Raw genomic sequence first — 13,225 nt, 5'->3', positions numbered from 1 at the left:
TGATTGTAGTTGTATTTGATAGCCCTACGGACTCCTAAAACGAAGTAGTAATTACCCTTTTACCGAACCAATCATAGCACCTTTGACAAAATACTTCTGTAAAAAAGGATAGACCAAAATAACTGGAATGATGGCGAAAACGACCGTTGCGGATTTCAGCGTGCGTTCGTTGTAATTAATGTCCATAATCGATTCAACAAAAGGCATTTCATTCGGATCGGTAATAAATTGCCTAATCTTCAGCTGAAGAGGGAACCATTCCGGATTTTGAATAAAGAAAAGCGGATGCTGGAACTGGTTCCACACGACTACGCCATAGAACAGCGCTAGCGTTGCAAGGACCGCCTTAGACAACGGAAGCACGAAATGGAACAATAACCGGAAATAACCACAGCCTTCCATGAAAGCCGCCTCTTCCAATTCCTTCGGAAATTGCTTGAAGAACGTTCGCATAATAATTAGATTAAAAGGATTTAGAATATGCGGAATAACCAGCACAAGCGGATTATTATACAAACCGATACTGCGAACCGTTAGAAAATAAGGCACAATTGGCGCCTTGAACACCATCGTGATCACCACAGCAATCATCAGAATGCCTGCGGGCAAAAATTCCTTTTTGGATAATGGGAAGGCCAATAGTGCCGTTACGAGCAGGGCAAGCGATGTCCCGACAACCGTGGTTACCAGTGTCAGAATGAAGGAACGCCACAGGTCCCATCGGACTAGCAAATATGACCAGGAATCCAAGGTAAATTCTTTCGGCCAAATCGTTACCAGATTCAAGTCAACAGCTCGGCTGGAGCTGAAGGAAATGGAGATAACGGAAAGCAGCGGGATCAGAGCGATTATCGAGAAGACACATAGGCACACTAGGATGGCAATTTCAAAACCTTTTTCTGCTTTGGACATAGGCATAGTTACCAGAGCCCCCCATCCGAGACTTTCCTCGACAATCGATTAAAGGTATAGACCAAAATGAATCCGATAACCGATTGGAACAGGCCAACTGCTGTCGCGAAACTGTACTGAGCCTGCTGAATCCCCGTTCGGAACACATACGTATCTAGAATATCGCCTGCGCTGTAAGTCATGGGTGTCAGAAGGTTATACACATGATCGAAGCCCAACTCCATAAAATTGCCGATCTCTAGCAAAAACAACACGAGAATCGTCGGCAGCAGTAGCGGAAATGTCACATGTCTCATTTGTTTGAATCTGGAGGCGCCGTCCATCATTGCTGATTCGTACAACTGGGGATCAATCGAGCTGATTGCCGCCATATATACGACTGTCCCCCACCCCGCATCCCTCCAGAGCCCGGTAAGTACATAGATCGGACGGAAGTATGCGCTTTCTTGCATAGCCAGAATGGGATCATGACCGAACCAACCCATCACAATATTAAACAATCCATTTACAGCGAACAGATCAAATGCAATACCTGCAACAATAACCCATGATAGAAAGTGGGGGATGTATAAGGCGGTTTGAATTCCTTTCTTCAGCGCTGCTTTCCTGACCTCATTAATCATTAAGGATAAGATGATTGGAATGGGAAATACGAAGAGCGTTTTTAAGAAGCCTAAAATTAGCGTATTCGTAAACACCCTTGTAAAATCCGGATAGTGAAGCAAGGTCTTAAAGTGTTTGAAACCGACCCATGTACTGTCCGCAAATCCTTTGAACACCGAGTAATCTTGGAAAGCGATGAGCGATCCGGTTAATGGAATGTACTTAAAAATGAGAATAAATGCGACGCCAGGGACGGCCATGAGATAAAGTGGCCAATACTTTCGCATATTGTGCCATAGCAGAAAAGCCGAAAGAAATCCCGTTCGCCTTGCCACGACCTCCTTGCCAGATGCAGACATTGTTCGATTCATGTTGCTTTCTCCACTTCCTTTTTGATTTCTGTATCTACTGAATCCGTTTTCATGTTAAAAATATACCTAGATTACAGAGGAAGCACAAAGGGGGATTTTTAAGTTTCCACTATGTCACTTTTAAGTTTTCAACAAAAAAAGCACCCGATTTTTCCATCACTTGGGAAAAGGGTACTTTTACATCGTTTATATTTTACATTTTTTTCTATATTCTGTAGGTGTACAACCTACCATTCGCTCGAACAATTTACTGAAATGACTCGTATCCGCATAACCGACCCTTTGGCAAATTTCGTATACTTTCAAGTCCGTATCCATTAAAAGCTCTTTCGCTTTATTCATCCGAACGCCCATGAGATAACTCAAATACGTATCCCCGGTTTTTTCTTTGAATAATTGACTCAAATAAAAAGGATTGATATAAAAACGTGCTGACAAATCCGCGAGCGTGATATTGCTGTCATAATGAGCCGCTACGTACTCCTTAATCTCGGAAATGACATCCTTTTTCTTCGGTGCTTGCCGAATCTTATTCTGATCGCTAATGCGGTCGATGGCTTGAATGACCCAAAGTTTTAATTCTTCCAGCGTCTTAAAACGTGCCAATTCTTCGACGGACAGTAGGTACTTGCCCAGTAAATCATTCATTTGCAGCTGCGTAAAGGATATTCGCCGCATACTGGAAACGAGAATAAGCAATATTTGGTGCTGCAGATCGGCCAGATGCAGATTGCTCTGCTTCTCAATAGCACGAAAAATACGATGAATGACTTCAGCGCTGCCTACATTATCCATCTGTTCCATGCAGGTTTCTAGCAGAACCAGCTCCTCCTCCGCGAGAAGGGCAACGGCGCTGGAAGACGGTTCCGTCTCTCGAAAAGCGATGACGACATGATTACCTTTCATAACCTTATACCACAGCGACTGCTGTGCTTCATCGAACGAAGTGCTTAATCCGGCCGGCGCGGGGTAGGCCCGCCCGATGCCAGCCGAAACAGAAATGCCCAAGACACGACTGAACTCTTCTTGCAGTCTCCTTACATCTTGGATCAGATACTCCTCATTGATCTTGCCTTCATGCATGACAAGTACCGCAAATTGGGATCCTTCATAGCGGATCACTTGCAATTGATCGTACGGCTTGAAGACATCCCTGGCTTGGCGCAGGACATAATCTTCTTGAACCATGCCCGGCTCACAGCCGAATTCCACCAAGATACAAGCACAGTCATACCGCGTAACTGGGAGAGGGAATAAATAGGATATATGGCCCTCGTGCGTCTGCGGGTCATAGCCAGTTACCAGCACATCCTTTAACACAAAGTCGTGCCAATGCCGCGATTGTGCCTTCTCGCTGTTGATCTCGGCAATCACTTTGGTCACGCAATCTTCAAGTTCTTCCTCTTCGACCGGCTTGTTGATGTAAAATTTGACGCCGAGCTCAATCCCTTTCTTCGCATACTCGAATTCCGCATATCCGCTCAGAATAATGAATTTGGCCCGGCTGCCGGATTCTATCAGCCTGCGAATCATTGATAGGCCATCAGACTGAGGCATGCGAATATCCGTGATCACGATGTCTGGTTGCATTTCCTGCACGAGCTTCCAGCCCTCGTTCCCATTATGTGCAGTTCCGACAACCTCACATTGCGGCAGATAGCGCCTCACAAGCGTTTTAAGCCCGTCCGTAATTCCTTTCTCATCATCCACAAGGACTAACCTCATCATAAACTCCCCCTATGCTCTATGATCGTGTGGGTATACGAAATTCAACAACCGTGCCTTCGCCTTCTGTGGAATGAACCGTCAAATCATAACCATCCCCGTATTGCAACTTGATGCGCTCTGCAATATTTTTCAGACCAATACTCTTCCCCGTTGCTTCTATTAAATCGTCTAGCTTTAATTTATCCGTCTCCGCCTCGGCCAGCCGCTGGTTTAGCTCCATGACTTTCGAAGGATCCATGCCTGCCCCGTCATCCGAAATGCGAATTCTTATATGGTCATCTTCAGTGACGATCCCTTCCAGATGAAGATTCATGACCTTGCTGTAATCGTGAAATGCATGGTTAATGCTGTTCTCGACGATCGGCTGAAAGACAAGCGGCAAAATGCGGCATTGCAAAACCTCCTCGCTCATGTGAACATGCAGCTTAAAGCGGTCATCGAAGCGAATATTTTGCAGTTGAAGATAGTTCACAGTATAATCCACTTCGTCTCTTACAGAGTGAAGATGGGCTTCCTTCCCTAATGACAGTCGGAACATACGAGCAAGAATTTTAATCATGCCAGCAATTTCATCCTGTTCCTTTACAAGCGCTTTCATTCGAATGGATTCAAGTGTGTTGTAGAGCATGTGCGGATTAATCTGATGCTGAAGGGCAAGAAACTTAGCCTGCCTTTGCTTAATTTCTGCTATATACACATCCTCAATTAGGGTTCGGATCTTCACGATCATCTTGTTATAGCTATGGACAAGGCTCCCGATTTCGTCATTCGGAATCCTGAGCTCGATCGGAAGGTACAAGCCCGCTTCGGCTTGCTTCATGCTTCTGCGAAGATTCATAATCGGCTTCGTAATATAGGAGCTCATGGCAATTGAGATCCCCATAATGAATAGTAAGCTGACAGCAGTGACCAGAATCGTCGAGACTTTCATATTTCCAATTTTCAATAATAATTTCTCTCGAGGAATTTCCGTTCTCACATCAAGCTTATTTGAGTGCATGTTGCCGGTGAGTACGATCATCCCCTCTTTTTCCTTTGCGGAAGTTGACCTGCTTGCAGAAAGCTGTTTCCAGTTCGTTTTTCCGCTGGTTAGATCGGAGTGATACACCAGTTCTCCTTTTTTATTGTTGACGATCACCCGCATATCGTATCGATCACGAGCAACGAGAAAATTCTCGTTCAGTTTCAGCAGTCGCGATGGGTCTAGATCAATCAACAAAACACCAGCATAGGAGCCGTTCGCATTAAGCAGCACGCGGCCAACCGTCAGAACAGCGCCTTCTCCTTTATCCTCATAATACGAGCGATCATGCAACCCTGTAATGAACAGGGTATCCTCCGGATCAACACTCATCTTATACCAATCCTGCTGAAGCAGAATGCTTTCATTCACTGCACTGGATGTATTGGAAAAATGATACACGATGTTTCCTTTGGTAACGAGCATCAAGTTGCTGATTTCTGGTTTGAGTAAAGCGATCCTCATCAGGATGCGGTTGATCATATTTTTGTTGACAATCAATTCCGCCATTGGAAGCTTTTCTTCCCCCAAACGTGAGAGCAAGTCGTTGTCAATCAGGACCGTTTTGGTCACCCTGTCATATTCCTGAATAAAATCATTCATCGATGAATCGATCTGTGAAGTGTATAGCGCAGCAAATTCTTGAGAGGCTTCTTCCAAGCTGTGAGCTGATTGATAATAAATAATCGTACTCACAATCAAAAGCGGGATAATGCATACAAGCAGATAGCTGGTTAGAAACCTTTGTTTCAACTTCATACTAGGTATTAACGCAAGCGGCTGTTTCATCCATTGATTAAGGGCCATTCAGATTCCCCTTTAGTCGATCATTCATTTTTCACCACATTGTATCACACTCTCTACTTTAGCAACACGGCGGAAAAAAGTTGTGATCCTATCTTTACATTGAATAAAAGCAATCCGAACCATTCATGCTATTATTAACTTAACTGGAGGTGTCTGACATGAATAGCAGCAACGATCACACGATTACGCTTGGAATGGGTTGCTTCTGGAGCCCAGACGCTTTGTTTGGACAACTGCCGGGTGTCGTTCGAACACGTGTTGGTTTCGCCGGAGGAACGACTGATCATCCAACTTACCGGGAAATGGGCGACCACACAGAGACCGTTGAAATCGTATTTAACTCTGATCTCCTAAGTCTAGAGAATCTCCTGAATGTGTTCTGGAGCAATCATAACCCAACGAATATCAATGATTATAAAGGTCGACAGTATACGTCCATGGTATTGTATCGTGACTCCAACCAACAAAGCGCAGCTCAACATGTTCTCACGAACCGGGAGCAGCAAGGAAATAGCAAAATTGACACTGAGATTGCACCTTACACGACTTTTTATCTTGCTGAAGATCGGCATCAGAAATATTATTTGAAACGGTATCCAGACGCGATCGATAAGTTGAGAACTCTCTTTTCAACGGATGAAGAACTGACCAACGCGACCTTGGCTGCACGATTAAATGGACTGGCTAAGGGATATACCAATATGGATTCTATTGTGAGTGATATCCGAACTTGGCCGATCAGCACCCAGCAACAAGAAAAAATGATCCGCTTAATCCGGTTGATAAAGTGGTAGGGATGATCGTATTACTCTGTAAACGGAAGACGAATTTCTACAAAATTTGCTAAAAGTAAATAATAAATTTAAAATGTAAAATAACAAGTTAATAAAAACTAAAATAATGGAGGAATCATACATGAGTGTTGGATTCAAATCATGGTTACAAAATTCTAAACAAGGTCTAACTGATCAAGTAAAGAAATTTAAGAACAAGGACTTTATGGATGCCGTAGTTGCCGGTTGTGCACTTGTAGCTGCAGCTGATGGTTCCGTCGATTCAAATGAAAAACAAAAAATGGCTGGCTACATGAGCCGCAGCGAAGAACTAAAAGTATTTGATATGAGCGACGTCATCAATCGCTTTAACCATTTTGTTGGAAACCTTGAATTTGATTCCATGATCGGCAAACAAGAAGCATTAAAAGCGATTGCGAAATTCCGTAGTAAACCTGAAGTTGGACGAGTAATCGTTGGCGTTTGTAGTGCAATCGGTGCAGCAGATGGGGATTTCGATGACAAAGAGAAGGCAGTTGTTCGTGATATCTGTCAATCACTTGGCTTAACGCCTGGTGAATTTGGTTTGTAAGAGCAATTCATTATAAAAAAAGATGATTCCTGTATGTGTATTGTACAGGGATCATCTTTTTTACTTCCCACTGGTACCAGCCCTTACGATTTCCACTCTCCAATACCGATGGTGAGATCTAAATACCATTCAAAAGAGGCTTGGGCTGGAATGGTTTGTGCAGACCCATTACTTACGGCTTTATCAAGGGAATCATAATAGCCAATACTAGGTTCCAAAGCACAAGTAACGCGATCATTGAACATGCCCTCATCGATCCAAATGCCTAGATAAGGAACCTTCTCTTTGGGAACCGATACGATCAGGAAGTTTTCACTTTCCTGACCGTACAAGCCAGACCAACTTATGGGTACTTGCCCCACATAATAAAACTTTCGTCCGTCTCCAGTAACCGCGGGGGAAACGAGAGAGACATCCTCCCAAGCATACGTTTCCCCCTCCTTTAGCTTATGACCTGCGTACACGCAAAGCATTTCCGCCATAGGTTCGGGGAGCAGAATACGTGTTTGTTCCGTCATGGCAAATTGCGGGTGAGGCACCCACAGGAATGGCATCGGCTGATCGTTCCTATTATCAACACGGTATTTCATCCTAACCGTATTCCCCGCATGCATGGTGATGCTTCTTATAAATTGATATGAGAGCAATGAACTTTCTACGGAACACACAACCTCGTTCTCTTCGATGCTATAACGCCAAGGAAGCGACCAAATTTCGCCATGATCAGGCAGAATCACACGCTTATCTAATTCCCATGGACATTCATTAATGGTTGGGAAACATTCATCCCAACCACTCATATCCCACTCGCCAAAGCTGGAGCCATAGTGAGGCTGCCTTAAAGATCTCTCACCCGAATCAAGCAGCCACTCCTTACCACTAGGTTTATAAATAAGTGAAACCAGCTTTCCGCCGAGATCCGGTACGATCTCCATACGGATTTGCTCATTTTCCATGGTGATGGATAAGAATCCTTTATACGTTCCCGTTGTTAGGCTAGTGTGAGTCTCTTCCATTAATGGCACATCTCCCGATGAATACGTGCCCCAGCATGATTAGCTTCTAGATCCAGCGCTTTATCGAACTGCTCACCAGCCATTGTTAGGTTACCCAATCCAAGGTGCCCAAGTCCCATCATGTATAGACAGTGAACTTCATTGCGCACATTCAAATTATCCTCAAATACCAAGAAGTCTGGCAAGGAAACGGCGAAGTAATCGAATTTCACTTCATTGAACACGTGTTTCTCAGCGTAATCAATCAGCTTATTGAAACGGCGCTTCGCTTCCTTTTCGTTACCCAGAGCTAGCCAAGCCATTCCTTGATAGAAGATCATATCCGGCGGTTGATCGTTGTAATACATGGCACTAGCTGGCTCCTCTAGCCCCTTTGAAGCTATTTCAAAACACTCCTGTGCTTGCGTCGTTTGCTTTAAACCTTCATGCGCGAGTCCAAGATAATAATACACATTATTTTCTTGCGCACCTGACAGCTTGCCTTCCCCTAAATTCTCCGGGTAGATAAGCGCTTCATGTAAGTAGGATACTGCCGCGTCAAAACGATTGTCAGCTAATGCCGCTTTCGCAAGCTCGACATGAGCAACGACATGCTGGCCGGTTATTTTGCCCTCGCCACCTTCCCATGGATGGAAGTTGCGTGCTTGAATAGCTTGAATAGCTTTGTCGTGAAGACCTTGGGCATTCAGGAGTGTCACATACTCCACGTAAAGATCGTCGCGTTTGTTCACTAGATCTTGATGTTCCTCTAGCTTCGTGCAACGAATCGCAGCGGTGTAACCCAGCTTCTTATACAGTTGATCGAGTTCATAGAAGACGCGTGCATCATCCTGCCTACAAGCAAAAGCTGTCTCCAAGGCGATAAGAGCCGATGCTGAATCTCCTCTTTTGTTAAAATAAGCGAGAGATAAATTGCGATGTACCGTCGCGAAATCTCCTCGGATCGAAACTGAAGCTTCCCAGTGCAGAATGGCATCTTCGTGCCTTTTTTTGTCGTAACACCAATTGCCAAGGTAATAATGCGCCTTATCATTATCCTCAGAGGTCGCAGCAATAACGCTTGTCAGCACTTGCAAATCGTATAAGTTATTCGGGAAACAGTAATCCGAAGTTGCTGTATTCCCCTCATGCCTGTGATGGCTAGCCCGATCGAAATGCCCTGTTTTCTCATAGAGATAGCTAAGTGTGTAATGAACCATCGGGTTCACTTTGGAGGAATCGTGACCTTGGACAATGCGTCCAAGCAATTGGACCGCTTCCTCAAACAAACCGCAATTTGCATAATCCGATGCTAGGTTCAAATAATTATGTGCATCCCCGCGCATGAGGCGAGTCAACTCCACTAATGTTTCATTAGCAAGATCCTCCTCACCTTGGTTAGCAAGCGTAAGGTATCGTTCGTTAGCCGCTCCAAAATCAGCGATATCCAGCGCAAGTGTCTCCTGTGAGAAGACAACTGCTTCCTGCCATTGTCCCAACTTCCTAAGAAGTGCAGCTTTCAGGTGACGTGCTTTGTAATTGCGAGAATTGCGTACCTGTGAACGCTCAACCAATTCCAACGCTTCACTATAAGAACCCTTCTCACAAGCAATTTGTGCCATTGTGAAGAACCCAGCATCTTGCCAATTCGCCGACCATGTCGCTTTGTAGAGGGCAGCGAATGCTTCTTCTTTGCGTCCCTGCTCTTTGAGGGCTACGCCTAATTGATAGAGCGCTTCACTATCATATGGATTTGGATTGCGCCAAGTAAGCGACTTGATCGCGGTACGGAAGTGCTCTTCTGCTTGGGAGAATAACCCACGGCGCAGCAAGAGTGTACCATAGGCGACATTAATACGGCTATCGCTTGGGTCACGTTTTAAACCTTCTAAATAGTAATCTTCTGGCTCGAAAGTGGCGTGGCGGTATTGTTCTAGATGCAGACCAGCTAAATACAACTGTTCATTCGTCTTCAACTCCGTAGGCTCTGCCAGTGGCTTAGCGGCATCCGGCACTTGCTCAATGGAAGGCTTCTCAGGCTGATAAGAAATGAGTAGCGTAGCATTGGCATCCCTGACAGTCAGTTTCAAGTCATGTGCTTGATCGTTTGCATCCAGTGTAAGGACTGATTTGAACGTGTCGGTTGGAGAAAGCTTCACAATCTCCTTCAGATACGTTCGGTAGCGGCCTTTCAACTCCACAATAGCACCATCAAACACGGACGTTGCATAAGCATATACGATGGCTTCACGCGTCTTCTCATCCACTTCTAAGTTGACCGCAGCATCGATGGAAGCATTTTTTACGACGCCAATATGTTTATAAGGCATGAAATATTGCTTGAACGATTTTTCCTCATAAGGTTGCAACCACGTGAAATCTGGTTGGTTATCTGTGTAAACGCCTGTCATGAGCTCAATATAGGGACCATCTTCATCTGTTAGGTTGCGATCCCATGCTTGCCCGAATTCGCCGTTCCCCCACGTCCATTGCTTCTTCCCTGGTGAAACATGATGATTGGCTACGTGCAACAAACCTGCTCCAACGCCATGATCATAACCACCGACGAAATTATAATCGGATTTGTAGGCCATATACGAGGTGGGAACCGGAATGTTCTTGTAGCGTGAGATATCTACGCCGGCTGAATAATCCATTTTGTAGTACGTTCCGGTTGCGACAGGAAACCTCGAGACGTCACGTTTACCATGGTCAAAGACAGCCGTAACATCAGGCGGAAATACAGATTGCGTATGATCATTAACCGCGACCGCGGGGTTCGCCCACCACAAGAACGTTTGTGGTTCCGATGTCCGGTTATATAACTGCGCAGAAATTTCTAGATAGGCTTTGCCTGGATACAAAGTGAAACCTGCCGTCACTTTCGTGCCATACATACGATCGATCTCACTCACCCATACGGTAGCGCTTCCGTCTTCTTGCTCGGTGAGTTTATATTCAACCGGACCGTACGTATTCGGACGGTGATGCTGCGGCCAGTTGAATTCGATGCCACCGGAAATCCATGGTCCTGCAAGGCCAACCAAGGCGGGTTTAATCACGCGATTATAATAAACGAAGTCATAGTCGTTCGTTTTGTCCAGCGCACGATAAATGCGTCCGCCAAGTTCAGGCATAATCTCGATGCGAACATATTCGTTTTCCAAGATCACCATACGATACGACTGAGGCTTCTTCTCATCTTCAATTTTATCAATAACGGGATGCGGATACACCTTACCAGAGCTTCCTTGATAAACACGTTTCTCAAGGAACATCGGGTTTCGATCCGGTTCCCCAATGCCATACGTCGGGATCGACTTTTCTTCTTCCCATATGCGAACCTTCTGACTCAACATTATCACTCCTTTATCTGATTATCTCTACTTTACCTCGGATGATGGCGGCAGCCAATTGACAAAATGCTTAATGTAATGGATTATATTCTTATTATTGGAGGGGGCCTTACAAATGGATACGACAAGAAAGCCTGAAGGATTTGAAGAAGAGAAGTTATTCATTCTTCCTGAATATATGCAGACGGAATTATCCCGCTCGGAGCTGACGCGAGATTTATTTGTAAGTGATATCGGCTTCTTCCCTACTGCCCGTCATCATTATCGGGAGCGCCCTGAGGGCAGTAACTCCCATATCTTCATCTTTTGCTCGGAAGGAGAAGGCTGGATAGAATTAGGGCAACAGGGTGCCTTCACCTTGACTAGGAATCATCTAGCCGTCATCCCTGCCCACACCCCTCATCGATATGGTGCATCTAGCCATGCCCCATGGAGTATTTACTGGTTTCATCTTCAAGGTAACCATACAGCAGCTTTTATAAAAATGTACGGGATGGATACAGGTCCGCTACATTTACCCATCGGGGCAATGACCGAATACAAGGATGTTTTTGATCAATGTTACTATCTGCTATCCGATAAGACCTACTCGTTACCCATCCACACACACGTTTCGCAGTCTATCCGACAATTGATTAGCAGTATTGGTATGCGGGTAGGAGGTACGGCCAAGGAGAAAAAGAGAGAGCAATACCTAGAGGTTGCCATCCGATACATGAATGACCATTTAGAACAAGCCATTAATCTCCCTGAATTAGCCCAACACACAGGTTTGTCTAGACAGCATTTAATTTTATTATTCAACGAAGGAACAGGTATTCCACCAATTGAGTACTTTCTAAGGATGAAAATTCAAAAAGCCGCTCAAATGCTCAGTTTAACGCCTCTGTCCATCAAAGAGATTGCCTCCAACATGGGTATTTCGGATCCCTATTATTTCTCAAGATTATTCAAGAAAATAACCGGTTCCTCCCCAAGTAATTATCGAAACGTTCCTAAGGGATAACAAATTTGGTTCACAATAAAAAAAATCCCGCCCCAAAGACACGCACTTAGGGACGAGATTATTGTTCAACTTATGACTCATAAACCCCTACGGGAATCAATTCCCTTCGGGATCTTCCGTATCATAGCCAAATTCATCAAGTGCCGGCCATAGCTCAGGGGCAATCGGGTAATTCGCGAGCTCCAATGTCTGGGCTACGCGTTCCGGTTTACTCATGCCGACGACCGTGCTGGCGATTCGCGGGTCGCGAAGCGAGAATTGAAGCGCTGCTGCGGCTAGTGGTACATCGTATGCCTGGCACACTTTAGCGAAATTACGTGCTCGTTCTACTACGATTGGCGAAGCATCGCTATAGGCATACCGAGCGTATGCTTCCGGACCTTTCGCTAATATGCCGCTGCCATAAGGAGCTGCGTTAATTACAGCGACGCCTAAGCGATTAGCAACATCAAGCAATGGTTCGGCAGCTCGATTGAGCAGCGTATATCGGTTGTGGGTTTCTACAGCGCTGAACGCTCCCGTTTCCACATAATCGATGAGCATATCGATCGGTCCACCGGATATGCCAATGTGATCGATGATTCCTTGCGCTTGAAACTGTTGAAGTACTTCTAAAGGCCCGCCGGGTCCCATCACATTAGCGAAGGTTGTATGTTCAGGATCGTGGATGTAAACGTATTGCAGACGATGGAGCCCTAATCGTTCGAGACTTTCCTCGATGGAACGTTTGATCTGTTCGCCGCTGAAATCGCCAGTCTTGAAGTCGCGGTCGGCTTTGGTAGCCAGTACGTAACCAGCCGGAAGTCCTCCGTTCGCTCGAATAGCCATGCCAATCCGCCGTTCGCTTTCACCCTCACCGTATGCCGCAGCCGTATCTATGAAGTTGATCGGGCTCTCGAAGGCGGTGCGCAACGTAACTAATGCCTGTTCTTCTGACGTGCTATATTGAAACGTCTCCGGCATATCCCCGAGCGGAGCGGCTCCAATACATAGGGGTGATATGAGTAGGCCAGTACGACCAAGCGGCCGTAGGGATAATAATGCGTTCGTCATGGAATTTA

The 13,225-nt window shown here is 45.3% G+C and carries 10 protein-coding genes; 3 read left to right on the top strand and 7 right to left on the bottom strand.

The features are described from left to right. Nucleotides 1-51: 51 nt before the first annotated feature. From J2736_RS21485 to J2736_RS21470, 4 genes are all read right to left on the bottom strand, one after another. Nucleotides 52-912, bottom strand: coding sequence for a carbohydrate ABC transporter permease (locus J2736_RS21485; protein ID WP_310500642.1), 861 nt, complete (start codon nt 910-912; stop codon nt 52-54). Nucleotides 913-920: 8 nt separating this feature from the next. Next, a complete protein-coding gene (locus J2736_RS21480; protein WP_310500794.1) occupies nt 921-1,802 on the bottom strand; it encodes an ABC transporter permease in 882 nt (293 codons plus the stop codon). Nucleotides 1,803-2,072: 270 nt separating this feature from the next. Beyond that, nucleotides 2,073-3,614 carry a helix-turn-helix domain-containing protein gene (locus tag J2736_RS21475; RefSeq protein WP_310500641.1) on the bottom strand — a complete coding sequence of 514 codons (1,542 nt, stop codon included), beginning with the start codon at nt 3,612-3,614 and terminating at the stop codon, nt 2,073-2,075. A 16-nt stretch (nt 3,615-3,630) separates the two neighbouring features. Continuing rightward, entirely contained in the window at nt 3,631-5,442 is a 1,812-nt protein-coding gene (locus J2736_RS21470; protein ID WP_310500640.1) for a cache domain-containing sensor histidine kinase, read from the bottom strand. Between the two features lie 158 nt (nt 5,443-5,600). On the opposite strand from J2736_RS21470, the gene msrA reads away from it, so the two are divergent. Beyond that, nucleotides 5,601-6,236 (top strand): peptide-methionine (S)-S-oxide reductase MsrA, encoded by a 636-nt coding sequence (gene msrA, locus J2736_RS21465; RefSeq protein ID WP_310500639.1) that lies wholly within the window; start codon nt 5,601-5,603, stop codon nt 6,234-6,236. A 121-nt stretch (nt 6,237-6,357) separates the two neighbouring features. Next, a complete protein-coding gene (locus J2736_RS21460) occupies nt 6,358-6,807 on the top strand; it encodes a tellurite resistance TerB family protein (protein ID WP_310500638.1) in 450 nt (149 codons plus the stop codon). 83 nt (nt 6,808-6,890) lie between these two features. Here J2736_RS21460 and J2736_RS21455 read toward each other — a convergent pair whose 3' ends face one another. Both J2736_RS21455 and J2736_RS21450 read right to left on the bottom strand, forming a co-directional pair. Beyond that, nucleotides 6,891-7,823, bottom strand: a complete 933-nt coding sequence (locus J2736_RS21455; RefSeq protein WP_310500637.1) for an aldose epimerase family protein — start codon at nt 7,821-7,823, stop codon at nt 6,891-6,893. Beyond that, the gene (locus J2736_RS21450) at nt 7,823-11,161 is read right to left on the bottom strand and encodes a DUF5107 domain-containing protein (protein WP_310500636.1); all 3,339 of its coding nucleotides are present in this window, start codon (nt 11,159-11,161) and stop codon (nt 7,823-7,825) included. Before J2736_RS21450 ends, J2736_RS21455 begins: the two co-directional genes overlap by 1 nt. A 112-nt stretch (nt 11,162-11,273) precedes the next feature. Between J2736_RS21450 and J2736_RS21445 the strand changes: the two genes are divergently transcribed. Beyond that, nucleotides 11,274-12,164 carry an AraC family transcriptional regulator gene (locus J2736_RS21445; RefSeq protein ID WP_310500635.1) on the top strand — a complete coding sequence of 297 codons (891 nt, stop codon included), beginning with the start codon at nt 11,274-11,276 and terminating at the stop codon, nt 12,162-12,164. A 96-nt stretch (nt 12,165-12,260) separates the two neighbouring features. Here J2736_RS21445 and J2736_RS21440 read toward each other — a convergent pair whose 3' ends face one another. Beyond that, nucleotides 12,261-13,217: an aldo/keto reductase gene (locus J2736_RS21440; protein WP_310500634.1), complete on the bottom strand. Its 957-nt coding sequence runs from the start codon at nt 13,215-13,217 to the stop codon at nt 12,261-12,263. Between the last annotated feature and the right edge of the window lie 8 nt (nt 13,218-13,225).

It is taken from the genome of Paenibacillus qinlingensis (genome assembly GCF_031455095.1).
Lineage (GTDB): Bacteria > Bacillota > Bacilli > Paenibacillales > NBRC-103111 > Paenibacillus_E > Paenibacillus_E qinlingensis_A.
Note: the sequence above shows the minus strand (reverse complement) of the source record. Positions and strands in the feature narration are given on the sequence as shown.